Origin of the sequence: Roseibium algicola (assembly GCF_001999245.1) — a bacterium.
In the GTDB taxonomy this organism is placed as follows: Bacteria; Pseudomonadota; Alphaproteobacteria; order Rhizobiales; family Stappiaceae; genus Roseibium; species Roseibium algicola.
In genome coordinates this window covers 2,328,420-2,352,385 of the sequence record NZ_CP019630.1, presented here as the reverse complement: position 1 = coordinate 2,352,385, position 23,966 = coordinate 2,328,420, and the positions used below count along the sequence as shown (strand labels likewise).

Sequence of the window (23,966 nt, the reverse complement as noted above, 5' to 3'; positions counted from 1 at the left end):
TTTTTTTTGGAATGATTAAAAACTTGAGGGAAAAAATCAGCAATAAAATTACCGGAAAAACAGCACCTTAACGCAAAAAAGGCGCTGTGATGAAATTTGCGCCATGGCGCAAAATCTGGCCTGACAGCTGCCTGTCACGGTGTATTGGCGGGGAAAACAGGACAGATCAACGCGCTCGCACGCCAAAGAGCTCCGGCGCACCTGTGTGCACCAGAGTTAAAGCGGCCGCCAGGCAAACTGGTAGCGTTGGTTCCGGAACCGCGTCCGGTTAGTGCGAGTGGTGTGACAGGCGCAGGGGCGCTGTCTGACGGGGGCTTTGAACCCGTCCGGCCACATTCTGGACCGCGAGCACAAGACTGACTGCAACAAGAGTCGCAGGCCACAAGATCGATGTGACCAGAACTCCCAGCAGCCGCTTTGGTGTGCTCAGTCCGCTATCAAGCAATTCCGCAGACGACAGGATCAGAAACACCAGCGTAACGGCGCCATAGAGGACGGCTCCCATGAAGAACAGGAGATACATGTCGGTTACCCACCTTACATTTTACCCAATGCCGCATCCCGAGCCTCAATGCGGCGTCCTACCTCGCATATCACAAGGCAAATCTTTGGTGTAAATGTGGCCGTTTCGCTTCTGGGTAGGCATAGGTGCGCCCAAACTTTCGCCATCCAGGTCGGGCGGGTTAACCCGGAATGCAGCGCATCTCCTTGGGGAACTCCCGCTAACTGCATGGTTAACAAAAGGTTTCAGGATTTGCAGTGGCGGGAAAATGACCGGTTTCAGCCTGTTTTCGGAACCCTGCGCCTGTGGACATGTTTGTGGACAGAAAAGGAAAATATTTTTCGATTGAGTACAAAGTGGCGGACGGATGTCGCCATATTTTGCTCCGGGTCGGTAAAGGGCTTGAAACCCACTGCACACAAAAAGGCAGCGGGCTGAAGACATAATGATGCTTTTCAAGTGTCGCCGACTTGCCTACGCCAAACAGGAACGCATCACGGCAACAAAGTTGGGGCAGCGCCGATGGCCAAGCATTTTTTCTGGAACGAATTGAATGCCTCGGATTTCGCGGCGCTTGATCCCGAGCGAACCATCGCAATCCTGCCGACCGCCTCGACCGAGCAACATGGCCCGCATCTGCCGATCGCGACCGATGTCGCAATCGCCCAGGGAATGCTTGCCGAAACGCGCAAACAGCTGCCGGAAGATCTCGATATCCTGGTGTTGCCTGTGCAGGAAATCGGCAAGGCGAACGAACATGTCTACGGCCCGGGAACATTGTCTCTCGGGGCTGAGTTGCTGATCCCCGTCTGGACCGCCATTGGCCAGAAAGTGTCGGAAGCCGGCATTCGCAAGATGGTGATCGTCAATTCCCATGGCGGCAACACCGACATCATCAGCATCGTCTCGCGCGAACTGCGCGTGCGTTACGAAATGGCTGTTCTGGTGACGCATTGGGGCCGGTTCGGCCATCCGGACGGCATGATTTCCGCTCACGAGTCCAAATTCGGTATTCACGGCGGCGAGGTCGAAACGTCCTTGATGCTGCATTTCCGGCCTGAACTGGTCCGCATGGACAAGGCCGAGAACTTCATCTCAAAAGCCGAAGAGATGCTGGTAAACTCCAAATACATCCAGCCGACGCCGCCCCACGCCCTGGCCTGGATCGCCCATGATCTCAACCCGGCCGGCGTCGTTGGTGATGCCTCCAAGGGGACGGCGGAAAAAGGAGCGGTGATCAGTGCTCATCAGGCCGCCGGTTTCATTGAGATGCTGCGTGACTTCACAGCCTATTCACTGACCAACCTGTATAAGCCATAACGATCTTCGGATCTTAAACGGGCAGGTTGCCTTCCCGTTGCAATTCCTCCACCTGAGCAACGAGTTCCTGCAGCAGGAATTCGACGAACAGGCTCGTTGCCGCGTCCATCGAGGCTCGCGCCCGAGTAAACAGCTTCATCGGCTGGTGATGTGTCCGGGCAACGTTCAGTGGTCGGAAAACAAGCTCGCCCCGCCGGCATTCGGCCAGAACGTCCAGCGGATTGAGCAGGCTGATGCCGATGCCGCGCCGGACAAGCTGGCGAACCGTTTCCGAGGAGTTCGTTTCCAGGATCGGCTCCACCGGGATCGGCACGGACGACAGCACCAGATTGATCACGTCCCGCAGGCTGGTTCCCGATTGGGCCAGTACCAGACGCTCCTGAACCACATCCACGAGATCGACCGGCCCGGTTTCCTGCGCCAGCTTGTGTCCGGGCGGAACCACCGCACCAATGGGAATGTCGAAGGTGGCCAGCGTCCGCAGGCCCGGCGTTGCGGCAATGTTGAAGCCGAGGCCGATGTCGACTTCGCCTGTCAGGACCGGATTGATGGTCGTCGTGCCGCCGTCACTGCGCAGCTTGATGTGAACGCGCGGGTTCTTCTCGATGAACTTCGCGATGATTTCCGACAGCGGTCCCGAGGCGAGGCCGACGGTCGTCACCAGCGAAACCTGGCCGGCCTGCGGCATTTTCAGCGCCCGGATCCGGGTCTCTAGCCTGGCATAGTCTTTCAGAACGCCCCGGATATGTTCAACGCACAGCTCTCCAGCCGCGGTAAGCCGCAGCCCGCGCGGCAGGCGCTCGAACAGCGGAACGCCGAATTCCTCTTCCAGGGCAAGGATTTGCCGGTTGATGGCGGAGGACGACACATTCAGCCGATCAGCGGCCTTCCGAATGGAACCGCAGCGCGCGATCTCGTCCAGATAGAGCAGCTTGCGGGAGTGGAGCAGGGCCAAGAAGTGCCTCCTTTTTGTGCATGCGGCACAATTGATCGTCAGAAAAGATAGCGATGACAATAAGGCATCACTGCAGGCGAATTTTGATGCTTTTCAACGTGCGCTGCAAGGGATCAAATATTTTCGGAAATGTGCGGTTTCACGGTAGTTTTGTTTTACTGGAGGGTACGAAATGACAGTTTTCCCATCTGCGAAGACGCTTCTCGCAGCGGTTCTTCTCACCGGAACCGCCACTCACCAGGCATTGGCGCTGGATGAGGTAAGCTACGGCACCAACTGGCTTGCCCAGGCGGAACACGGCGGTTTCTACCAGGCCGTTGCCGATGGCACCTACGAGAAATACGGCCTGAAAGTCACAATCGCGCCGGGCGGCCCGCAGGCCGCCAACGATGCGCTGCTGATTTCCGGCAAGATCGATTTTTACATGGGCGGGACGCTGAAGGGCTTCGACTATGTCAAGGAAGGCATTCCGCTGATCAACGTCGCCAGCATCTTCCAGAAGGATCCGCAGATCCTCGTGGCGCATCCCGATCAGGGCATCGACAAGTTCACCGACCTTGCCAAGCTTGAAACCATCTACATGGGCAAGGACGGCTACGTTACCTACTTCGAGTGGATGAAGAAGAACTTCGAAGGCTTCTCCGATGCCCAGTTCAAGCCCTACACCTTCAACCCGGCTCCTTTCATCGTAGATCCCAAGTCCGCGCAGCAGGGCTATCTGACCTCCGAGCCGTATGAAATCGAAAACCAGGCGGGCTGGGCACCGAAAGTGTTCCTTCTGGCCGATGAAGGCTGGACGCCGTATTCGACCATGATCACCACCTCCAAGGCGCTGGTCGAGGAAAACCCGGATCTGGTGCAGCGTTTCGTCGATGCTTCCATCGAGGGCTGGTACAACTACCTGTATGGCGACAACGCCGCGGCAAACGAGTTGATCAAGAAAGACAACCCGGAAATGACCGACGGTCAGCTCGCCTATTCCCTTGCGAAGATGAAGGAATACGGCATCGTGGATTCTGGCGACACGGAAGAGAAGGGCATCGGTTGCATGACCGACGAGCATTTCAAGGCGTTCTTCGATACGCTGGCCTCGATCGCCGTCGTGGATGCCTCTCTTGACTACAAGCAGTCCTACACCACGGACTTCGTTTGCAAGGGCGTCGGCCTCGACCTGAAGAAGTAAGGCCGGTTTGGCAAATCCATTCCGCTTCGCGCCACGGCGTGCGAAGCGGCCGCCTCCAGATGCAGAGTTGAGCATGGTCATCGCCGAACAGGGCAGCGCAGAAACGAAGACGCCGTCGGCCCGCAGTGTGAAATCGTCCCGCCCGCTGGTGGCGATGGATAATGTTTCGAAGGTATTCTCCAACGGGACGCTGGCCCTGTCCGGCATGTCCATGACGGTCCGGCCGGGAGAGTTCATAAGTTTGCTGGGGCCGTCCGGTTGCGGCAAGTCGACCGCGCTCAGGATCATCGCCGGCCTTGGCGGCGTATCGGAAGGCGAAATCGACTGGCCGAGTTTCCGCATCAACTCCAGAGGGCTGCCTGACGGCGACATCAGCTTCGTGTTTCAGGAACCGACGCTGATGCCCTGGCAGACCGTCTTCGGCAACGTCTACCTTCCCTTGCGCCTCAAGGGTGTCTCGAAGAAAGCGGCATCGGAACGGATCATGATCGCGCTGGAAAGCGTAGGCCTGAAAGACTTCGCCGATGCCTATCCGCGAGAACTTTCCGGCGGCATGAAGATGCGGGTCTCCATTGCGCGTGCGCTAGTAACCGAGCCCAAGCTGCTGTTGATGGACGAACCTTTCGCGGCCCTTGACGAGATCACGCGCCAAAAGCTGAATGACGATGTGCTGGCGCTCTGGAAGGCGACCGGCATCACGGTGATCTTCGTGACCCATTCCGTCTATGAATCCGCCTATCTGGCAAACCGGATCGTGGTGATGAAAGCCCGGCCCGGCCGCGTGCACTCGGACTTTCCCCTGCACACCAGCCTGGAGCGGGATGCGCAGTACCGTACCTCCGAGGAGTACAGGCAGGCCTGCGCGGAAGTCTCCGCCATGCTGTCGGAAGCCATGGGAGGCGAGGAGCACTGATGACCGCACCAGCAAACGAAACACTGGCCCCCGCCGACGTTCTGCAGGAACCAGACCGCGAAGCGCAGGTCTCGCGCAAAAGGCCTGCATCAGCAGCCAAGCTGCCGACAAAGGAAAGCGCTGCCGCTGCCAAGCGGCGGGAGCGTATCCTGACGGTTCTGGTGCCGATCTTCGTCATCGCAGGCTTGATCGCGCTCTGGCAGGTCATGGTCACCGTGAATGACATTCCGCACTACATTCTTCCCGGCCCGGGACTGGTGGTGAATTCGCTGATGTCCGACTGGCACATCCTGCTGCCCGCCCTTTGGGTGACGACCAAGATCACGCTTGCCTCCCTTGCCCTGGCGTTGATCGGCGGTGGCGGCATGGCGATCCTGCTTGTGCAGTCCCGCTGGATCGAGACGGCGCTCTATCCGATCACCGTTATCCTGCAGGTCACGCCGATCATCGCGATCGCGCCGCTGATCCTGATCTACGCGCCGTCGACGCAGGCAGCGCTTTTGATTTGCGCCTTTGTCGTCGCCTTCTTCCCGATCCTGTCCAACATGGTGCAGGGGCTGAAAAGCGTGGATCACAACCTCCTGAACCTGTTTGAACTTTATGGCGCCTCGCGCTGGCAGACGCTGATCTATCTGAAGCTGCCGGCTTCCCTGCCGTATTTCATGACCGGCCTTCGCATCGGTGGCGGTCTTGCGTTGATTGCGGCGGTCGTTGCCGAATTTGCGGCCGGATCGGCCGGTGCAGGCTCGGGACTTGCCTTCCGCCTTCTGGAATCCCAGTTCCGGCTCAATATTTCACGTCTGTTCGCAGCGCTGTTCCTGCTTGCCAGCCTGGGTGTGCTGATCTTCGCTTTGACGTCCTTCATCTCCTGGTGGACACTGCATCGCTGGCACGAAAGCAGCCTGAAGCGGGAAAACTGATGACACTCGACCTTCCCAAAACCGGCCGGTTCGCGCTGCGCACCGCAACCCTGCCCGCCGCAGTCACGCCGGGGTCGGCGCTCCCTGCGCGCGAGGGCTTGTCGTCGGCCGATCTGATCGTCGCAGACGGGCGCATTGAGGCCATCCTACCGGCCGGGGCAGCCCCCGCGGACATCGAAAGCGTTGATCTGCAAAGGCGCATGGTCTGGCCCTGCTTTGCCGACATGCACACCCACATCGACAAGGGGCATATCTGGGACCGGCAACCCAACCCGACCGGCGATTTCGACGGTGCACTTGCCGCCGTCAGGGCCGACCGGGAGGCAAACTGGACGGCCAGGGACGTTGAAATGCGCATGGACTTCTCCCTGCGCTGTGCCTATGCGCACGGGACCAGCCTCCTGCGCACCCATCTCGACAGCCTGGCACCGCAGCACCGGATTTCCTTCGAGGTGTTCGCCGACATGCGCGAACGCTGGAAAGACCGGATCGCCTTGCAGGCTGCCGCGCTGTTTCCGATCGATGCCATCGATGACGACGCCTATTTTTCCGACCTGGTGGAGGTCGTCGTGGCAAACGGCGGTCTGCTTGGCGGCGTGACGTTCCCGTTGCCGGATCTCGACCGCAGGCTGGATATCCTGTTTCGCACGGCTGCGGACAACGGCCTCGATATCGACCTGCATGTTGATGAGACCCAGGATGCCAACGTCCTGACGCTGCTTGCTATTGCGGAAGCCAAGCTGCGCAACGGGTTCGAAGGCGCCGTCACGGTCGGCCATTGCTGTTCCCTGGCGCGCCAGGACGACGACAAGGCCAAGGCGACAATCGACAAGGTGCGGGAGGCAGGCCTATCCGTCGTTTCCCTGCCCATGTGCAACATGTATCTGCAGGACCGGCACCCGGGCCGCACACCGCGTTCGCGTGGCGTCACACTGCTGCACGAACTGCGGGCCGCAGGCGTGCCGGTGGCCGTTTCATCGGACAATACCCGCGATCCTTTCTACGCCTATGGCGATCTCGACATGGTGGAAGTGTTCCGCGAGGCGGTGCGTATTGCGCATCTGGACCACCCGCTTGATGATGCGGCCAAGGTGGTCACCAGCCTTCCGGCCGACATCCTGCAAGTCCCCGAAGTCGGGCGGATTGCCGAGGGGTTGGGCGCCGATCTTGTCATCTTCAACGCTCGAAGCTGGAGCGAATTTCTGTCCCGTCCGCAGGCGGACCGCATCGTGATGCGGAATGGCATGGGCATCGACCGTCGCCTGCCGGATTATTCTGAACTTGACCCGCTGACGAAAGGCTGACCATGGCCGATTACGAGACAATCAAGGCCGAACTTGATGGCATTGCGGTTGAGGACAATCCGCGTCTGGTTCAGGCCAAGAGCCGTGACTTTTATTGGTATTCGCCGGTCCTCAAGGCCCAGCTCGACAACGTCACCGGAGATCTTCTGGTCTCGCCGAAAAATGAAGCGGAAGTCATAAAGGTTCTGAAAACGGCATTTGCGCACGGTGTGCCGGTCACGCCGCGTGGTGCGGGCACGGGCAACTATGGCCAGGCGATGCCACTGTCCGGCGGCATCGTGCTTGATATGTCGAAGATGGACGAGGTCAAGGAAATCGCACCGGGCCGGGTCGTCTGCGGTCCGGGCATCGTCATCGCAAAGCTCGACAAGATTACAAAGGAACATTCGGGCCAGGAACTGCGCTTCCATCCTTCAACCGCGCAAACCGCGACCATCGGTGGCTTCATCGCCGGTGGTTCCGGCGGTGTCGGTTCGGTTCACTGGGGCGGCCTGCGCGACCTCGGCAACATCCTGCGCCTGCGCATCGTGACCATGGAAGCCGAACCCAGGGTGATCGAGCTGTCCACCTGGGACCTGCAGAAGGTCAGTCATGCCTATGGCACCAACGGTATCATCACCGAAGTCGAAATGCCGCTGACAACGGCCCATGACTGGGTGGACGTGATCGTCGGCCACGAAACCTTCATGGACGCGGTCGTCTTTTCCGACAAGCTGGCGCGCAGCAACGGTATTCTGCTGAAGGAAGTCGCCCCGATTGCGGCACCCATACCGTTCGATTTCTTCACGCGGCACAAGCCCTGGCTGAAGGAAGGCGAGGCGGTCACCGTGCTGATGGTGGCCCCGCACTCCATGTCGGCAATGCTTGCGCTTGCGGAACGGATGAAGGGCGAAGTGCGTTTCCGGTCGGACGAAGTGGAAAGCATGAAGGGCATTCCGCATGTCTATGAGCTTGCCTGGAACCACACGACACTGCGGGCGCTGAAGTTCGACAGTTCCTTCACCTACCTGCAGACGCAGTATCCGGGCCCGAACCACGTGGAGCTTGTGCGCAAGACCACCGAAATGTTCCCGGGCGAGATCTTCGGACACCTGGAGTTCCTGCGGTTCGATGGTCAGGTGCAATGTTCCGGCCTTCCCCTGATCCGCTACACGACGGAAGAACGGCTGGACGAGATCATCCGGCTGCACGAGGAAAACGGTTGCCGGGTGTTCAACCCACATCGCTACACCCTTGAAGAGGGCGGCATGAAACAGACCGACCAGGTCCAGCTCGCCTTCAAGAAGGAGACAGACCCGGAAGGGTTGCTCAATCCGGGCAAGATGATCGCCTGGGACAATCCGGACTTCGACTTCAATTCCGGCCAGAACTATCTTTTCCCGGGCCTTCAGGCCTTTGCCGAGGCCTGATCAGATGCGCGTACTTGTTCTCCATTCCCACCCGCAGGAGCACAGTTTCGGCCGGGCGCTCTATCACAAGACCTGTGAAAGCCTGGCGAAGGCCGGGCATGAGGTCGACGGCTGCAATCTCTATGAGGAAGGGTTCGACCCCGTCCTCTCCGCACGCGACAGGGACATCTATCACACGGTCCCCGACAACCGGGAACTGGTCGACAATTACTGCGAGCGCCTGCTGGCGGCGGAAGGTCTGGTCATCTGCACGCCGGTCTGGAACTTCGGCTTTCCCGCGATGCTGAAAGGTTACTTCGACCGTGTCTGGCTGCCAGGCGTTTCGTTTCATCTGGAAGATGGCACCTTGACGCCGACCTTGCGCCATATCCGCAAGATGGCGGCCGTCATGACCTATGGCGGCAGCCGGTGGCGGGCGTTTCTGGTTGGTGATCCGCCGCGCAAGGTAGTCAATCGGGTCATCCGGGCACAGATCAAGATCGGCGCACCCGTGAAATATCTGGCCCATTACGACATGAACAACTGCACCCCGGCCTCGACCGGTGCCTTTCTGGAGAAGGTCGGCAAGGAAATGGAGCGGTTCTGACACCGCTCCAGGCTGGCTGGGCTAGAACACCTTCGCCGCGGTCACTTCCACTTCCACCAGAAATTCCGGACGCGTGAAGCCACCAACCACCAAAAGGGTCGAGACCGGTTTCAGCGTTCCGGTGTAGCGGTCGCGGACAGCCATATAGTCGGCGAAATCCTCGCGCCGGGTGACGAAACCGGAAATGCGGATGACGTCATCGAAGCTCATCTCCGCTTCCTTCAGGATGGCGGCGATGGCCTCGAAGCAAACTTCGGCCTGACCGGTCACGTCCGGCGGAATCGTATCGTCCGGCCGGATGCCGAGCTGGCCGGAGGTTACCAGCAGGCTGGCGCCGGGCGGCACGTAAAGGCCGTGATTGTACTGCCCGAAGGGTGTTCGTACGGAAGGGGGATTGAAGGATTTCTTGTCGGTTGGACCGGCCATGAGCGCAGGTTCTCCAGAAATTGCATCTTGTCATGCATGTTCCGGCATAAGAGCCGGAAAGTCATTGAAAAAATGCAGCTTTTCTGAATTTACGATCGTCTCGCGAACCAGTTTTTCAGTACCGGAAAGGTGCCTTGCCGGGGCCTACTCCGGATACCAGAGCTTTGCCTTTTCCGCACCCCGTTCAATGATCACGTGACCGTTGGCAAAGACCCGGTAGCCGTGGCTCCAGTCGCCGTCCGGCCATTTGATTCGCACGTTGGCACGTTCCGCTACACCCAGGCCGAAGTGAACGAAGCCCATCTGGCCGGAGGCATGACCTGCCCCTACCTGGATGTCCTTCACCACGGTCCGGTTTCCCGTCTTCACGCTGATCTTGGCACCAACTGCGCGGGAGTTGGGTTTGCCCGGCTGGCGCACGTCCACAGCCAGCCAGTTGCCGAGCTGTTTCGGTTCTTCTGCCGTGCCCTGTCCGGTATTGCGGAACAGGCTCACCGGTCCGGATCGGTTGACGACAACCAGATCCACCAGTCCGTCGGCGTTGAAATCCGCCAGACCCGCCCCGCGTCCGCGCCGGTTCAGCGCAATCCCGGCGGTGTCGCCGGTTTCCACAAAGCGGCCGTCCCATTGGCCGAGCAGAAGATTGTCCGGGTCATAGGCCGCGAAGTCGGGCATGGCTTCCACATTGCCCTTGGCAATGAAGAGGTCCCAGAGCCCGTCATTGTTGACGTCCTGAAACTCGGAATGCCATCCAGTTGAGGGTTTCAGGTCTTCGCCCGCATAGGGCCGGTGCGCAGTAACGCCGAGGTCGAAGGCAATGTCCTGATAGACCGGCACGGTCTCGTCCGATTCCGGATCGAGCTTCTGCAGCTTGGTGTCGCCCATGCTGGTGAGCGCATACTCTGGAAAACCGTCCACATCCAGGTCGATGGACGCAATGCCCATGCCCCAGATCTTCAGGTGTTGCCAGCCATCGGATTTGCGATAGGGGCGAGGCGGTCTGCCGGGCGCAACGGCCCAGAGCTGCTCCTCGCCACCGCGGTAATATTGCCGGTCGTTCGAGATCCTGAGTGCAGGTTCGCCGGAGCGGTTCCAGTCGGTGAACAGCATCGACAAGCTGCAATATCCCGGCGACAGGCGCGTTGCTTCCGCGTAGAGCGGGCTGCCGTCCTCCGTCTTTTCCGGCCGGAACAGGAAGTTGTCGTGACAGGTGCCCCAGGGCGAACCGGGGGCAGAACGATCGACATAATTGCCGAAGGCAAGCGTTGGATAATCGAGCCCTGGTTCGTAGGTGGCGGAAAAGGAAGTGCTCCATTCGCGACCGCCGTCGAAGCCAAGAGCCCGGTTGGCGACTTCGAACGTACAGGCGCCCTTGCCTTCCAGGATCAGGTTTTCACCCAGGCGCAGCACGACGAGATCCAGGATGTCGTCGTTGTTGATGTCGAGCGGATAGGCGCCGAGCACGCCGGTGGCCTGTTTTTCGTTGAGGCCTGTTTCCACCGCTGTGAATTTCAGCGGTCCTGCCACACGGCTTTCGTTGCGAAAAAGCTGCGCCGGGTTCTTGCCGCCGGCAAAGAACAGATCCGGCTTGCGGTCGCCATCGCAATCGAAGATCGCGGCGCCGCCGCCAACGAAGAATTCCCACGCACCGTCATAGGAATGCTCGATGCCCGCAGCCGAAGCCTCTTCCACAAACGAGGGGACGGGCGCAACGGAAACCTGACGGGTGTCGTCGGCCAGAGCCGGGGCCGCAAGGCTTACGCTCAACAGCGCACCGGACACGGAAAGACTGAAAGGCTTCATTCCGCGATCTCCAGGCTGCGCAGGAAGGCGATGATCGTCTGCTGCTCTGTTTCCGTCAGACCTGCATAGGCCTTGCGGCTGTCGGAAGCAGCGCCGCCATGGGCCAGAATCGCCTCTTCCAGCGTCGTGATATCGCCCCGGTGCCCATAGGGCGCCGTGCTGCCGATGCCCCAGAGTTCGGACGTGATGAAAACGTCGCGCGCAACAAAGCGTTGGGCCAGCAGTTCATTGCCGAAGGTGTCATTGGCCGCATCGGCAATCGTGTGGCGCTTCAGGTCGCCGTAAAGGGGAACCAGCACCCGGCCCTGGTCATCGCGCGGCAGGGCCTTCACCCAGTCCAGCGTGCCGAGGTCAAGTTCGAGCGGTGCCTTCACGTCGCTCTGGCGCAGGGTACCGGCGGTGTCGAACGGGCCGGGATCCTGAAAGATGAGGCTTTCGAGCGGCAATTCGGGAATGTGGCACGAGCTGCAGCCAATGGTGCCGAAAAGCGCTTCTCCCTTTGCCGCCGCCTGCTGCCAGACATCCGGCAGATCCTGTTTTCGGGTGGGCGCGGGAAGCGTTGCCTGGAAAGCGACCAGCGCCGAGATCTGACCCGGCGAAATTTCGCCCGTATGGCCATCACCGTCGAAGTCGTCCGATCCTGTCCATTCGGCGCCGAACCGCTCGACCGCCTGTATGCCATGATGATCGTTGGTGGCGTTCACGCTGAACTGGCGAAGTGAGGCAAAGACACCCTTCTGGCTGAAAGGTCGCAAGGTCAGGTCGTCGTCGATGCCCTCGAGACGGGAAACGTCCAGTGTCCCGTCAGGAAAGGCGGTCAACTTGCCGAAGGAGACGCCCTTTGTTTCCAGGCTGACGGTTTCTTCCTGACCGCTTTTCCGCACCCTGGCCAGCAGATCCGTCCGCTGGCTGCGCAGGTCCGTGGTCATTTCCCGGGCAAGCAATTCGATCAGCCCGGCTCCCTGAAGCGCGACCGTGTTGCGCTCGTTGGAAAACTGGGGATCCGTGGTGTCGAAGTCGGCGCTTTCGAAGCCTTCGGACACGAACACGTTTGCCGTGAACGCACCAGAACCACCGATCACAGGCTCATTGTGGCAGGAAGAGCAGGAATTGGCGTCCATTCCAGCAAGACGCTGGAACGCCTGCGGTGCCTTGCGGCGCACTTTTGTCGGCACGATAGCCCGTGTCGCGTCCGGCCGGCCTGCGCCATCCAATGTGGTGAACTTGGCCTTGAACAGCTCTTCTCCAAGCGGCTGCAGCACGGTGATCGCATCTTCGCCCGATTGCGCCAGGGCGTCGATATCGACGTCTTCCTTGATGGCCCGTTCGCTCCAGGGTGCGGGATCGGCAAGTGCTGATGCAGGCAGGGTGATGCCGAGGACGAGAGCAGAGACTGCGAGCCGGGATTTGCCTGTCATGCCGTCGCCTCCTTGCGGTCGAGCCGGGCTATGCGGCCTGAGGGCGGAGTTGCGTTGCCGAGAAAATCCTTGTCGAGACGTTCCATCGACTGGGCGATCAGGCCGCTGCGAATGAAGTCCTCATTCCACGGCATCACGTCCAGGGAGAAATTGTTCCTGAGATCGGAAACGAGAGCCTCTTCCAGCCCTTCCCACATGCCTTTTTCCATGAAGGAGAAGGCACGCATCGCAGCGCCGGTCAGTACCACGCGCTTGGGGTCGATCATCGCAATCACCCGGGCAAGACCATAGCCCAGAACCCGGCCCGCATCGTGAAACGCGTTGCAGGCGTCCTTGTCACCGGAGCCGGCCAGTTCGATCAGCCGGGCAAGGCCGCTGACGCCCGCCTTGATGGTGCCCGGATCGGTGTTCTCCGGCAGATGAGAGGCAGCCCGCACCAGCGCGTAATCGGAAAGATACGCCTCAAGGCAGCCCTTCTTTCCGCATCGGCAGAGCGCCCCGCCTGGCAGATGGTTGGCATGGCCGAACTCGGCGGCCGTGCCGCTTGCTCCCGAAAACAGCCGGTTGTCGAGGTAAAGCCCCATGCCGACACCGTAATCGAGCATGATCACGGCAAATGTCCCGCTGTACTTGTTCGGGTCCGACCAGTGCAGCGCTTCGGTGATCATGTTGGTGTCGTTGGAAATGTAGCAATCCGCCCCGAAGGCTTCGTGCAATGGACCGACGACAGGGATCTTGCGCCCTGCAAAGGCGGGGCTCCAGGCAACGACGCCGGTTTCCGTTTCGACGACACCCTGTGCGGCAACGCCGATTTCCCGAACCCGTGACGGGCCGATGCCGGCCTCGTCGAGGAACTGCCTGATCGCCGTGATCAGGGTTTCGGGAAAGCTGTCGGCATCTTCGGTGGCGCTGTCAAAATGGCTGCGCCTGTCGCACACCACCTCGCCGGCGAAATTCACCAGCGACAGATCGATGTTGTTGACCGACAGACGGACGCCAACCGTATAGACCGCGTCCGGCTTGAGCTTCAAAAGGGTGCGTGGCCGTCCACGCGCCTGGGGTGTTTTGGGCTCCTCGCTCTCCAGGCTCAGGATCAATCCCTGGTCCAGAAGATCGGAGGTGATGGCCGTCACCGTCGCGGGGCTCAGCCGTGTCATCTGGCCGAGATCTATCCGCGCCATAGGGCCGTTCCGGCGCAGGGCCTGTAGAACAATACTTCTGTTTTGCCGCCGGATCTGATCCCGGTCCGCCTTGCGTGTCATGCTCGCTCAGCTCTTCCCAAGGTGTTTCCTCTGTCCCGGGTTTCTCCCGGTTTTCCTGCTTCTCACCGGGTGTGTCAAACCCCGCGGAACAGTGTTTTGCAAAACCATGTTGACAGGAGCAGCGCTTTCCTGCAACTTTTTTTCGGGCACCAAAAAAAATAACAATAAGGCTGTCCTTTCTGAAGGCGCCTCGAAAAGGCGCTTCGACACTGACGCATTTCAGGCACATCCGTCCGACGTGGGATGCGCCAACTGGAGGAAACATCGCAATGCGTAAAATCACCACTTTGCTGGCGGGCGCTCTGCTGTCCGCGACCGCACTGAACCTGGCCCACGCAGAAGACGTCATTGTTGGCGTGAGCTGGTCCAACTTCCAGGAAGAACGCTGGAAGACTGACGAAGCCGCCATCAAGGGCGCCCTTGAGGCAGCCGGCGCGACTTACATTTCCGCCGACGCGCAGAGCTCGTCTGCAAAACAGCTTTCCGACGTTGAGGCACTGATCGCACAAGGCGCGACCGCCCTCATCATCCTGGCGCAGGATTCCCAGGCAATCGGCCCGGCCGTGCAGGCTGCTGCCGACGAAGGCATCCCGGTTGTCGGCTACGACCGCCTGATCGATGATCCGCGCGCCTTCTACCTGACCTTCGACAACGTTGAAGTTGGTCGCATGCAGGCTCGCGCCGTTCTGGCTGCCGCGCCGAAGGGCAACTACGTCATGATCAAGGGCTCCCCGACCGACCCGAACGCGGACTTCCTCCGCGGTGGTCAGCAGGAAGTCCTGCAGTCCGCAATCGATGCGGGTGACATCACGATCGTTGGCGAAGCCTACACCGACGGCTGGCTGCCGGCGAACGCACAGCGCAACATGGAACAGATCCTGACCGCCAACGACAACAAGGTCGACGCGGTTGTTGCTTCCAACGACGGTACGGCCGGCGGTGTCGTGGCCGCTCTGACCGCACAGGGCATGGACGGCATTCCGGTGTCAGGTCAGGACGGCGACCATGCCGCTCTGAACCGTGTTGCAAAGGGCACGCAGACGGTTTCCGTCTGGAAGGACGCTCGTGAACTCGGCAAGGCCGCCGGTGAAATCGCCGTCAGCCTGGCCAGTGGCACCGAGATGGGCGGCGTCGATGGCGCAGCTGCCTGGACGTCTCCGTCCGGCACCGAGCTGACCGCCAAGTTCCTGGCACCGCTTCCGGTCACCAAGGACAACCTGACCGCGGTCGTCGATGCAGGCTGGATCTCCAAGGATGATCTGTGCCAGGGCGTCGAGAACGGCCCGGCTCCCTGTAACTAATAACACTACGCTTAATGTGCGGCCCCGGTTACTGTTAACCGGGGCCGTAATAACAGGGACAGCTGCTGCGAAAGCCGCTCCCCGGGATGGGCCACCCGATGCGTAAGCGTAATGGTCTCCAAGCAGGAGTAACCTCTATGTCTGACACCGCACTGTCAGGGCCCAAAAGCCCGACAGCACGAAACTTGTTTGCCGCATTGCAGCTGGACACACGGCTTCTCGGCATGATCGGGGCGTTCATCGTCCTGTGCCTGGTGTTCAATGTGATTACGGATGGCCGGTTCCTGACGCCGCGCAACATCTTCAACCTGACGATCCAGACCGTGTCCGTTGCCATCATGGCCACCGGTATGGTGTTCGTTATCGTCACCCGCCACATCGATCTGTCCGTCGGCTCCGTTCTGGCGACCGTTGCGGCGGTCATGGCGGTTGTCCAGACCGATGTCCTGCCGCCGCTGCTCGGCCTCGGTAATCCGGCTATCTGGATCCTGGCCATTCTGGCCGGTGTGGTTGTTGGTGTGCTGATTGGTGCTTTCCAGGGCTGGATGGTCGGTTATCTCGGCATTCCGGCCTTCATCGTGACGCTTGGTGGCCTCCTGGTCTGGCGCAACGTTGCCTGGTTCATCACCTCCGGTCAGACCATCGGCCCGCTCGATGAAACCTTCACCATGATCGGCGGTATCGGCGGCACCATGGGCGAAACGGGATCGTGGATCTTCGGCGTTCTGGCCGTCGCCGTTGCGCTGTGGATGCAGGTCTCCTCGCGCCGCCGGAAGGCTGCGCATGGGTTCCCGGTCAAACCCGGCTGGGCGGAAGTCACCATGGGTGTCATCACGACCGGGGCAATTCTCGGGTTCGTCTGGGTGTTGAATGCCTATGACATTCCCACCGCCCGTCTTGAGCGGATCTTCGAGGCCCGGGGCGAAACCATGCCGGAAGGCCTGGTCATGGGCTACGGCATTCCCTACTCGGTGCTGCTTCTGATCGTGGTTACCGTCGTCATGACCATCGTCGCGCGCCGCACCCGTCTCGGACGCTACATCTTCGCAACCGGCGGAAATCCGGATGCCGCGGAGCTTTCCGGCATCAACACCAGGTTCCTGACCGTCAAGGTGTTTGCCATCATGGGCGGCCTCAGCGCGCTCGCAGCCGCTGTCGCGGCCGCACGCCTCGGCTTTTCGACCAACGACATCGGCACGCTGGACGAACTCAGGGTCATCGCCGCGGCAGTGATCGGCGGCACCGCGCTTGCCGGCGGTGTCGGCACGATCTACGGCGCCATCCTGGGCGCGCTGATCATGCAGTCATTGCAGTCGGGCATGGCCATGGTCGGCGTCGACGCCCCGCTGCAGAATATCGTCGTGGGCACCGTGCTCGTCATCGCCGTCCTCGTCGACATCATCTATCGCAAGCGCACGGGAGACTGAGACATGGACGCGCCTCTCGTAGAAATGAAAGACATGTGCATCTCCTTCGGCGGGGTGCAGGCCGTGGATCATGTCTCTGTCGATCTTTATCCGGGTGAAGTCGTGGGTCTGCTTGGCCACAACGGTGCCGGCAAGTCGACCCTGATCAAGATCCTTTCCGGTGCCTACAAGGCCGACAGCGGCGAAATCCGCATCAACGGCAAGGAAGTGCACATTCACTCGCCGCGCGACGCGCGGGCGCAGAACATCGAGACCATCTACCAGACGCTTGCTCTGGCGGATAATCTCGATGCCGCGTCCAACCTGTTCCTCGGCCGTGAACTGACCTCGCCGCTCGGCTTTGTCGATGACGATGCCATGGAAGCGGAAACCCGCAAGATCATGGGCCGGCTCAACCCGAACTTCAAAAAGTTCCATGCGCCGGTGAAAGCCCTGTCGGGCGGTCAGCGCCAGTCGGTGGCCATTGCCCGCGCGGTCTATTTCAACGCCAAGATCCTGATCATGGACGAACCGACCGCCGCGCTTGGCGTGCATGAAACGCAGATGGTGGCTGAACTCATCCAGGAACTGAAGAAACAGGGCCTCGGCATCTTCCTGATCAGCCACGACATCCACGACGTCTTCCAGCTTTGCGACCGTATCGCGGTCATGAAGAACGGTCAGCTAGTCGGCACCGCCCGCACGACCGACGTCACTGATGACGACGTGCTCGGCATGATCATTCTGGGTAAATGCCCGGAAGGGGCGATCCCGGGCCCAGGTGCTCTTGTGGACGATACAGTGGTCGGATAAACCGACAGGACCCGCGGGCTCTTGCCCGCGGGACTTCCTCATGGTTTGAACAGATGGCCTGGCCCTGTTCGGACGGTGTGGAACCTCATGCCGACACCCGGTCACGGGCCATCGGCATTCTTTTTGATTGTTTTTGAGGAACGCACCTCATGTATATCGGCCTCGATATCGGTACCAGTTCGGTCAAAGCCATTCTTCTTGGTGAGGACCAGTCCCTGATTGCATCGGCAACCGCGGAGTTGACGGTCCAGCGTCCCCATCCGGGCTGGTCGGAACAGGACCCGGACAGCTGGTGGCGGGCTTGCGAAACCGTTCTGGACGCGCTCAAGGCGGAAGCGCCGAAGGCCATGGCCGCGGTGCGTGGCATCGGCTTGTCCGGCCATATGCACGGCGCCACGCTTCTGGATGCCGCCGGTAAGCCGCTGCGCCCCTGCATCCTGTGGAACGACGGCAGGTCGGGCAAGCAGTGCTCGGAACTGGAAGCGGCCGAGCCGAAATTCCTGACGCTCGGCGGCAACCGGGTGATGCCGGGCTTCACCGCGCCGAAGCTGCAGTGGGTGCGCGAGAACGAGCCGGAAATCTTCGCCAGAACCACCATGGTTCTGCTGCCCAAGGACTATGTCCGTTTCAAGCTGACGGGCGAGTACGTCGGCGAAATGTCGGATGCCGCCGGAACGCTCTGGCTGGATGTCGCCAGACGCGACTGGAGCGACGCGCTTCTGGCCGCAACGGGCCTCACCCGTGAGAACATGCCGCGCCTTGTCGAAGGGTCCGAAAGCTCGGGCACACTCAAGGTGGATCTTTGTGGCCGCTGGGGTTTCGACGCCGCTCCGGTGGTGGCCGGCGGCGGTGGCGACAATGCAGCTTCGGCCTGCGGTGTCGGTGCGGTCGATCCTGGTTCGGCCTTTGTCTCGCTTGGGACCTCCGGCGTGCTGTTCGTGACCAACGACCGCTACTCGCCCAACGTCGACAGCGCGGTTCACGCCTTCTGCCATGCCGTGCCGGACACCTGGCACCAGATGGGGGTGATCCTTTCGGCAACCGACAGCCTCAACTGGTTGGCGAAGGTGGTGAAGCGCAATCCGGGTGAACTCACCGGTCTGGTTGGCAATGTGGAAGGGCCTTCGCCCGTTTCCTTCATGCCTTATCTCGGCGGCGAACGGACGCCGCACAACGACGTCGACATCCGCGCCGGCTTCTTCGGCATTTCCCACGGAACCGACGATGCCGAACTCTGCCACGCGGTACTCGACGGTGTCGCCTTTGCGCTGAAGGACTGCCTGGAAGCGCTCAGCGTTGCCGGCACCGGGATCGAACGCGTTCTGGCGGTCGGCGGCGGGTCTCGCTCAACGGTCTGGCTGGAGATCATCGCCAGCCTGCTCAATGTTCCGGTCGACGTTCCGGTGGATGGCGACTTCGGCGGCTCGCTTGGCGCGGCCAGGCTCGGCCAGGCCGCCGCGCTCGGTAGCACCGAGGGCATTTTCACCAAGCCGGCCCTCAAGGCCAGCATCGATCCGGTGCCGGCCCTCACACAAAGATATGCCGAAGGCTACGAGCGCTGGCGCAAGCTTTATCCGGCGCTCAAACAAGCCGGCTTTTAGGAAACATATTCAAGGAGATGACAACATGAGCACTGGGTTCTTCGGCGATCTTCAGCCGATCCAATACACCGGGCCGGCAAGCACCGAGCCGCTGAGCTATCGCCACTACAACAAGGACGAAGTCGTCCTCGGCAAACGCATGGAAGACCATCTGCGTCTTGCCGTGTGTTACTGGCACAGCTTCTGCTGGCCGGGGTCCGATCCGTTCGGCGGCGAAACCTTTAACCGGTCCTGGATGGCGGCTGGCGGCGATCCGATGGAACAGGCCAAACTGAAGGCAGACGTTGCCTTCGAGATGTTCCAGATCCTGGGCATGCCGTTCTTCACTTTCCATGACCGCGACGTTGCGCCGGAAGGCCGGACGCTTGCCGAAAGCAATGCCAACGTGAACGCGATTGCCGACATCTTCGAAAAGAAGATGGCCGACACCGGCATCAAGCTCCTTTGGGGCACGGCCAACATGTTCTCCAACCGCCGCTTCATGGGCGGTGCGGCCACCAATCCGGATCCGGACGTCTTCGCCTATGCCGCCGCACAGGTGAAGAACGCAATGGACGTCACCTATCGCCTCGGTGGTGAGAACTATGTGCTCTGGGGTGGCCGCGAAGGCTACGAGACCCTGCTCAACACCAACATCAAACAGGAGCTGGACCAGTTCGGCCGCTTCCTCAACATGGTGGTCGAGTACAAGCACAAGATCGGCTTTAAGGGCACGATCCTGATCGAGCCGAAGCCGCAGGAACCGTCCAAGCACCAGTACGACTACGACGTCGCCACCGTCTATGGCTTCCTGAAGGCCTATGGGCTGGAAAACGACGTCAAGATGAACATCGAGCAGGGCCACGCCATCCTGGCCGGCCACTCGTTCGAGCACGAACTGCACATGGCCCGTTCGCTCGGCATCTTCGGGTCCGTCGACATGAACCGCAACGACTACCAGTGCGGCTGGGATACTGACCACTTCGGCATGAACGTGCCGGAACTGGCGCTCGCCTACTACGAGATCCTGATGGCGGGCGGCTTCACCACCGGCGGCACCAACTTCGACGCCAAGCTGCGTCGCCAGTCACTCGACCCGGTCGATCTGATCCAGGCGCATGTCGGATCTGCCGACGCGATTGCCCGCGGACTGAAGGCCGCGGCAGCCATGATCGAGGACGGCCGACTGAAGGGCTTCGTCGATGACCGTTATGCCGGTTGGCAGAAGCCGGAAAACGCCGACATCCTCAAGGGCGGCTCCTCGCTCGAGACATTGGCCGAGCGCGTCCACAAGGCTGACCTGGAACCGCAGCCGAAATCCGGCAAGCAGGAATACCTGGAAAGCCTGGTCAACCTGTTCGTCTGATGCAAACTGCATCCGGGGCGCTGGTTGCAGCGCTCCGGATGGGCTTCTCAGCTGATGTCCGGGATGTGCCATCCGCGATTTGTCGCCACAGGGTTTCAGCTATCCGCGAATTTTTCCCGGTACTCGCCGACGGTGGTATTGAGATGCCTCTTGAACGCCCGCTGCATTTGCTGGAAATCGGAGAAACCGGAAACACGGATAGCGCTTCCCACCGGCGCACCGCCTGACAGGACATCCGCTGCCCGCTTGAGCCTGTAGCGTTCCAGATATTTCACGGGCGTTAGCCCCGCGCTTGCGGAAAACCGTCGGCTCAAGGTCCTCGGGGTCAGACCGGCAACCTCAGCCATCAACTCCAGTGTCCAGTCGCGTCCGGGATTGTCCTGCAAGGCGTCAAGCAGCCGGCCAAGTTCGCGGTCGCCGGAAAACTGCGCTTCAAGCAAGTCCGCGAACTGGGTTTGGCCACCGGCTCTTTTCAGATAGACGACCAACTCGCGGGCAACGGCAAGAGCCAGGGCTCCACCATGGTCCCTCTTGATGATCTCCAGCGCCAGATCGATGCCTGAGGCAACGCCTGCGGACGTCATCACTTCGCCGTCGATATGATAAAGCTCGTCGGTGGACCAGCGAACCTCAGGAAATTGCTGCCGCACCTGTCGGGCGCGCCGCCAGTGGGTCGTGGCTTTCCGGCCATTCAAAAGGCCAGCATTGGCCAGGACCAGCGCACCGGAGCAGATCGAAATAACCCGTCTGTCCTCCATTTCCGAAGGCCAAGTTGCAAGAATATCCAGGATCATCCGGTCATGCATTGCTTGATCGACACCAGTCCCACCCGGTATCAGAAGATCCCGCCGCCCGTCTGTCGATGCGGTCGTGTCCACTTGCAATCTGAGCCCGCACGAAGAGGTGACCCCCATCCCGTCCATGGAAACGAAGCGCAACCTGTAGCGTTCGGTGCCGTCTTCGTTTGCCGAACTGAAAACCTGCGCGGGACCTGCCACATCCAGGATGTTCAGGCCGTCGAAAAGCAGGATGTCGATCTGGCGAAGTGTTTTGTCCATAATTGACGATACTATGTCATTATAGACAGTCGGTTCAACCGGTAAACAGGAGTGATCCCTGGCGTAACCGGTACGGACGGCCTCATGCTCACGAGAAACTTTCTCCTCATTCTCCTTGCGAATATCGTGCTCGGCTCGGCAATGCCGATGCTGATCATCCTTGGCGGTCTGGCAGGAGGGTGGCTGGCTCCCCACGTGTGGCTCGCAACCGCGCCGCCGTCGACGCAGATGCTGGTCGGCATCATCGTGGCAACGCCGGTATCTCTCTTCATGGGGCGCTTCGGCAGGCGAGCAGGTTTCCTGCTTGGCGCGGCAATGCTGGTCTTCGGCGGTGTCTTCGCGGCACTGGCGCTTGTTCTGCAGAGTTTCATCCTGCTCTGCCTGGCACATGCGGCTCTTGGGGCCGCATTGATCAGCGTGAACTATTTCCGGTTTGCGGCCTCCGAGGCGGTTCCCGCCGAACATCGGGCCCAGGCGATTTCCTTCACACTGGCTTCCGGACTGGTGGCCGCGTTGCTGGGGCCGCAACTGTTCAATGAAGCAAAGGACGCACTGGCGCCAATACCGCTGGCCGGAGCCTATCTTGCAATCGCCATGCTCGGAGTTCTTGGGGCGTTGCCGGTCTGGTGGTTAAGGATGCCGGCATCGCCACTCAAGGTGGCCCACAGGCGCGCGGAAAGCGCGGTACGGATCCTGAGCCGTAATCCCAGGGCGGTCGGAGCGATCGGGCTTGCAGCTTTGTCACAGGCGATGATGGTTCTGCTGATGACCCCGACACCCTTGGCGATGATCGGTTGCGGGTTCGCCGAAGGCCAGGCCGCGGATGTCATTCGCTGGCACGTGGTCGCAATGTTCGCACCCGGGTTCTTTACGGGGTTTCTGATCCGCCGCTTCGGCGGAACCAGGATCGCCGTCCTGGGGCTCGTTCTCCTGTTCGCTTCCGCGCTGACGGCATGGTCCGGCATCGGCCTGCTCGAATTCTACGGTGCCCTCGTTCTGTTGGGCGTGGGCTGGAATTTCGGTTTCATCGGAGGAACGCATTTGCTGCAGGCAGCCTTGAGCGACGAGGAAAGGCCGCTGGTCCAAGGCGTCAACGATACGCTTCTTGCGGTTTCATCCTCCGGAGCCTCGCTTCTCTCCGGCGTGCTGTTTGCGGGGATCGGCTGGACGGGTCTGGCTGCGGTGTCCGCTCCTGTCCTGGTGCTGCTCGCACTGATCCTGGTGCTTCGCTTCCGGCGCCGGGAAGCCGTTGCAAGGGCGTGAGTCAAAAGTCGGCCCTAGTAGCTCTGGAACAACCGAACGCCGTCCGGGTCTGACAGGTTGTGCAGGCGATGTGCAGCATGGCGGGCGAAACGATGGGTTACCGATTTCCGGGTCGCTGCCGCCAGCTTGTGTTCCGGTGCTTCGCGCAGGATCTCCGCCCCGAAGCCGTCGGAAACAATCAGCCCGGCCTCCTCGGGAAAGATCTCCAGCGGGACGTCCGGATGCGTTGCGAAATAGAGCCGGTCGCAATGAAGACGGTAGTCCGGCCACTTGGTATCCGCCCGGAAATCGGCAATCGAGGATTTGACCTCGACTATCCAGAGCTCATGTTTCGGCCCAAGCGCCAGAAGGTCCGCCCGCCGGGCGGAGGCAAGGGTGACTTCCGGCAGGCAGGCGAAATCGAGTTGTCGCAACAGCCGCGCGGCCCCGCGCCAGACCTTCAGCGCGGTTTCCGACTGACGTCCGTCCTTGAGCGGGTCATCCAGCTGAATCCGCCCCGCTAGTGGCTGATGATCGGGTTCCATGCGCATTTTGTTCCACATTTGTTCGTTTTTTGCAAGTTTTGCCGTTGGCGACATTGACCTTTCCTGCCAACTTGCGCGATGTTTCGGCGCATCGGATAATCCGGTTGGATCTTGTCACTCCGGGAGGGGGTAGCGGTTGAACGGTTTCACACGAAATGCCTTGTTGGGCGTTGCACTGGCGTTTGCGTGCGGGCCTGCGCTTGCAGGCAAGGGAGACCTGATGTTCCAGGTGCCGAAATCCGCACCCCTTCTGCAAGGGCGGGCACTGGATCTGCGTTTTGCGGATTTCGCGCAAGGCATATGGGTGCGGGAACTGCAGGATTGTCCGGCTCCGCGGATCGACCGAAGCGCACCCGGCTCGACGCTGGCCATCTACCGCGGCCTTCTGGAAACCCCGGGGCGCATCTGTCAGGTCTATGGGGCTGAAAAGAGCGGCAAGATGACCCAGCGTGCGGCCATCAATTGCCTGCTGACGGATGGCGGCGAGGCGATCGAACTGGTCACCGTTCAGCCCCGTGGCACCGAAGGGCTCATGGTTCAGGAAGGCGAAAAGCCGCCGGTCCATTTCCGCTTCTGCGAGAAGATCGTGCCGATCCTCCAGTCGTCAAACAGCAACTGACGCCCTTTTGCTGGTTGGTTTGGGGTCGAGCAGCT

Annotated in this window: 22 protein-coding genes; 14 read left to right on the top strand and 8 right to left on the bottom strand. The window is 60.7% G+C overall.

The window, feature by feature from the left end; all coding sequences use genetic code 11:
* Window positions 1-268 precede the first annotated feature (268 nt).
* Window positions 269-523, bottom strand: coding sequence for a hypothetical protein (locus B0E33_RS10980; RefSeq protein ID WP_077291236.1), 255 nt, complete (start codon window positions 521-523; stop codon window positions 269-271).
* 501 nt (window positions 524-1,024) lie between these two features.
* Here B0E33_RS10980 and B0E33_RS10975 point away from each other — a divergent pair.
* Window positions 1,025-1,822: a creatininase family protein gene (locus B0E33_RS10975; RefSeq protein ID WP_077291235.1), complete on the top strand. Its 798-nt coding sequence runs from the start codon at window positions 1,025-1,027 to the stop codon at window positions 1,820-1,822.
* Between the two features lie 13 nt (window positions 1,823-1,835).
* On the opposite strand, the gene B0E33_RS10970 is transcribed toward B0E33_RS10975, so the two are convergent.
* Entirely contained in the window at window positions 1,836-2,771 is a 936-nt protein-coding gene (locus tag B0E33_RS10970) for a LysR family transcriptional regulator (RefSeq protein WP_031268748.1), read from the bottom strand.
* Window positions 2,772-2,949: 178 nt separating this feature from the next.
* Between B0E33_RS10970 and B0E33_RS10965 the strand changes: the two genes are divergently transcribed.
* The 6 genes from B0E33_RS10965 (at window position 2,950) to B0E33_RS10940 (ending at window position 9,092) form a co-directional block, all read left to right on the top strand.
* Window positions 2,950-3,960 (top strand): ABC transporter substrate-binding protein, encoded by a 1,011-nt coding sequence (locus B0E33_RS10965; RefSeq protein ID WP_022999260.1) that lies wholly within the window; start codon window positions 2,950-2,952, stop codon window positions 3,958-3,960.
* A 73-nt stretch (window positions 3,961-4,033) separates the two neighbouring features.
* Window positions 4,034-4,873, top strand: a complete 840-nt coding sequence (locus tag B0E33_RS10960; RefSeq protein WP_197923159.1) for an ABC transporter ATP-binding protein — start codon at window positions 4,034-4,036, stop codon at window positions 4,871-4,873.
* Window positions 4,873-5,793 (top strand): ABC transporter permease, encoded by a 921-nt coding sequence (locus B0E33_RS10955; RefSeq protein WP_022999258.1) that lies wholly within the window; start codon window positions 4,873-4,875, stop codon window positions 5,791-5,793. The genes B0E33_RS10960 and B0E33_RS10955 overlap by 1 nt, the downstream gene beginning before the upstream one ends.
* A complete protein-coding gene (locus B0E33_RS10950; RefSeq protein ID WP_077291234.1) occupies window positions 5,793-7,097 on the top strand; it encodes a cytosine deaminase in 1,305 nt (434 codons plus the stop codon). Before B0E33_RS10955 ends, B0E33_RS10950 begins: the two co-directional genes overlap by 1 nt.
* Before the next feature lie 2 nt (window positions 7,098-7,099).
* Entirely contained in the window at window positions 7,100-8,506 is a 1,407-nt protein-coding gene (locus B0E33_RS10945) for an FAD-binding oxidoreductase (RefSeq protein WP_062491106.1), read from the top strand.
* 4 nt (window positions 8,507-8,510) lie between these two features.
* Window positions 8,511-9,092 (top strand): NAD(P)H-dependent oxidoreductase, encoded by a 582-nt coding sequence (locus B0E33_RS10940; protein WP_022999255.1) that lies wholly within the window; start codon window positions 8,511-8,513, stop codon window positions 9,090-9,092.
* 21 nt (window positions 9,093-9,113) lie between these two features.
* On the opposite strand, the gene B0E33_RS10935 is transcribed toward B0E33_RS10940, so the two are convergent.
* The 4 genes from B0E33_RS10935 to B0E33_RS10920 all read right to left on the bottom strand — a co-directional run bounded on the left by B0E33_RS10935 (window position 9,114) and on the right by B0E33_RS10920 (window position 13,920).
* Window positions 9,114-9,518: a RidA family protein gene (locus B0E33_RS10935; protein ID WP_077291233.1), complete on the bottom strand. Its 405-nt coding sequence runs from the start codon at window positions 9,516-9,518 to the stop codon at window positions 9,114-9,116.
* Window positions 9,519-9,662: 144 nt separating this feature from the next.
* Window positions 9,663-11,321: a CRTAC1 family protein gene (locus B0E33_RS10930; protein WP_077291232.1), complete on the bottom strand. Its 1,659-nt coding sequence runs from the start codon at window positions 11,319-11,321 to the stop codon at window positions 9,663-9,665.
* Window positions 11,318-12,739, bottom strand: a complete 1,422-nt coding sequence (locus B0E33_RS10925) for a di-heme oxidoredictase family protein (RefSeq protein ID WP_055656942.1) — start codon at window positions 12,737-12,739, stop codon at window positions 11,318-11,320. Before B0E33_RS10925 ends, B0E33_RS10930 begins: the two co-directional genes overlap by 4 nt.
* Window positions 12,736-13,920: an ROK family protein gene (locus B0E33_RS10920; RefSeq protein ID WP_208997797.1), complete on the bottom strand. Its 1,185-nt coding sequence runs from the start codon at window positions 13,918-13,920 to the stop codon at window positions 12,736-12,738. The genes B0E33_RS10925 and B0E33_RS10920 overlap by 4 nt, the downstream gene beginning before the upstream one ends.
* A gap of 350 nt (window positions 13,921-14,270) precedes the next feature.
* Here B0E33_RS10920 and xylF point away from each other — a divergent pair, with 350 nt between their 5' ends.
* The 5 genes from xylF to xylA all read left to right on the top strand — a co-directional run bounded on the left by xylF (window position 14,271) and on the right by xylA (window position 20,467).
* On the top strand, window positions 14,271-15,302 hold the full coding sequence (xylF, locus tag B0E33_RS10915) for a D-xylose ABC transporter substrate-binding protein (protein ID WP_022999249.1): 1,032 nt from the start codon (window positions 14,271-14,273) through the stop codon (window positions 15,300-15,302).
* A gap of 137 nt (window positions 15,303-15,439) precedes the next feature.
* The gene (locus B0E33_RS10910; RefSeq protein ID WP_031268746.1) at window positions 15,440-16,729 is read left to right on the top strand and encodes a sugar ABC transporter permease; all 1,290 of its coding nucleotides are present in this window, start codon (window positions 15,440-15,442) and stop codon (window positions 16,727-16,729) included.
* A 24-nt stretch (window positions 16,730-16,753) separates the two neighbouring features.
* Complete coding sequence (locus B0E33_RS10905) at window positions 16,754-17,521, top strand: ATP-binding cassette domain-containing protein (RefSeq protein ID WP_006939086.1); 768 nt, start codon at window positions 16,754-16,756, stop codon at window positions 17,519-17,521.
* A 149-nt stretch (window positions 17,522-17,670) separates the two neighbouring features.
* Complete coding sequence (gene xylB, locus B0E33_RS10900; RefSeq protein ID WP_077291230.1) at window positions 17,671-19,122, top strand: xylulokinase; 1,452 nt, start codon at window positions 17,671-17,673, stop codon at window positions 19,120-19,122.
* 25 nt (window positions 19,123-19,147) lie between these two features.
* Window positions 19,148-20,467, top strand: coding sequence for a xylose isomerase (xylA, locus tag B0E33_RS10895; RefSeq protein WP_022999245.1), 1,320 nt, complete (start codon window positions 19,148-19,150; stop codon window positions 20,465-20,467).
* 95 nt (window positions 20,468-20,562) lie between these two features.
* Here the strand turns inward: xylA and B0E33_RS10890 are convergent, their stop codons facing one another.
* Entirely contained in the window at window positions 20,563-21,525 is a 963-nt protein-coding gene (locus B0E33_RS10890) for a GlxA family transcriptional regulator (RefSeq protein WP_077291229.1), read from the bottom strand.
* Window positions 21,526-21,609: 84 nt separating this feature from the next.
* Between B0E33_RS10890 and B0E33_RS10885 the strand changes: the two genes are divergently transcribed.
* Window positions 21,610-22,788: an MFS transporter gene (locus B0E33_RS10885; protein ID WP_077291228.1), complete on the top strand. Its 1,179-nt coding sequence runs from the start codon at window positions 21,610-21,612 to the stop codon at window positions 22,786-22,788.
* 14 nt (window positions 22,789-22,802) lie between these two features.
* On the opposite strand, the gene B0E33_RS10880 is transcribed toward B0E33_RS10885, so the two are convergent.
* Window positions 22,803-23,312, bottom strand: a complete 510-nt coding sequence (locus B0E33_RS10880; RefSeq protein ID WP_077293228.1) for an MmcB family DNA repair protein — start codon at window positions 23,310-23,312, stop codon at window positions 22,803-22,805.
* A 136-nt stretch (window positions 23,313-23,448) separates the two neighbouring features.
* Here B0E33_RS10880 and B0E33_RS10875 point away from each other — a divergent pair, with 136 nt between their 5' ends.
* Window positions 23,449-23,931: a hypothetical protein gene (locus B0E33_RS10875; protein ID WP_031268743.1), complete on the top strand. Its 483-nt coding sequence runs from the start codon at window positions 23,449-23,451 to the stop codon at window positions 23,929-23,931.
* Window positions 23,932-23,966 lie beyond the last annotated feature (35 nt).

Coding starts and splice junctions, on each gene's coding strand:
- xylB (WP_077291230.1), top strand. CDS start 17,671: ATGTATATCGGCCTCGATATCGGTACCAGTTCGGTCAAAGCCATTCTT.
- B0E33_RS10935 (WP_077291233.1), bottom strand. CDS start 9,518: ATGGCCGGTCCAACCGACAAGAAATCCTTCAATCCCCCTTCCGTACGA.
- B0E33_RS10880 (WP_077293228.1), bottom strand. CDS start 23,312: ATGGAACCCGATCATCAGCCACTAGCGGGGCGGATTCAGCTGGATGAC.
- B0E33_RS10960 (WP_197923159.1), top strand. CDS start 4,034: ATGGTCATCGCCGAACAGGGCAGCGCAGAAACGAAGACGCCGTCGGCC.
- B0E33_RS10910 (WP_031268746.1), top strand. CDS start 15,440: ATGTCTGACACCGCACTGTCAGGGCCCAAAAGCCCGACAGCACGAAAC.
- B0E33_RS10975 (WP_077291235.1), top strand. CDS start 1,025: ATGGCCAAGCATTTTTTCTGGAACGAATTGAATGCCTCGGATTTCGCG.
- B0E33_RS10920 (WP_208997797.1), bottom strand. CDS start 13,920: ATGGCGCGGATAGATCTCGGCCAGATGACACGGCTGAGCCCCGCGACG.
- B0E33_RS10965 (WP_022999260.1), top strand. CDS start 2,950: ATGACAGTTTTCCCATCTGCGAAGACGCTTCTCGCAGCGGTTCTTCTC.
- B0E33_RS10925 (WP_055656942.1), bottom strand. CDS start 12,739: ATGACAGGCAAATCCCGGCTCGCAGTCTCTGCTCTCGTCCTCGGCATC.
- B0E33_RS10890 (WP_077291229.1), bottom strand. CDS start 21,525: ATGGACAAAACACTTCGCCAGATCGACATCCTGCTTTTCGACGGCCTG.
- B0E33_RS10945 (WP_062491106.1), top strand. CDS start 7,100: ATGGCCGATTACGAGACAATCAAGGCCGAACTTGATGGCATTGCGGTT.
- B0E33_RS10955 (WP_022999258.1), top strand. CDS start 4,873: ATGACCGCACCAGCAAACGAAACACTGGCCCCCGCCGACGTTCTGCAG.
- B0E33_RS10885 (WP_077291228.1), top strand. CDS start 21,610: ATGCTCACGAGAAACTTTCTCCTCATTCTCCTTGCGAATATCGTGCTC.
- B0E33_RS10930 (WP_077291232.1), bottom strand. CDS start 11,321: ATGAAGCCTTTCAGTCTTTCCGTGTCCGGTGCGCTGTTGAGCGTAAGC.
- B0E33_RS10980 (WP_077291236.1), bottom strand. CDS start 523: ATGTATCTCCTGTTCTTCATGGGAGCCGTCCTCTATGGCGCCGTTACG.
- xylF (WP_022999249.1), top strand. CDS start 14,271: ATGCGTAAAATCACCACTTTGCTGGCGGGCGCTCTGCTGTCCGCGACC.
- B0E33_RS10950 (WP_077291234.1), top strand. CDS start 5,793: ATGACACTCGACCTTCCCAAAACCGGCCGGTTCGCGCTGCGCACCGCA.
- B0E33_RS10940 (WP_022999255.1), top strand. CDS start 8,511: ATGCGCGTACTTGTTCTCCATTCCCACCCGCAGGAGCACAGTTTCGGC.
- B0E33_RS10905 (WP_006939086.1), top strand. CDS start 16,754: ATGAAAGACATGTGCATCTCCTTCGGCGGGGTGCAGGCCGTGGATCAT.
- xylA (WP_022999245.1), top strand. CDS start 19,148: ATGAGCACTGGGTTCTTCGGCGATCTTCAGCCGATCCAATACACCGGG.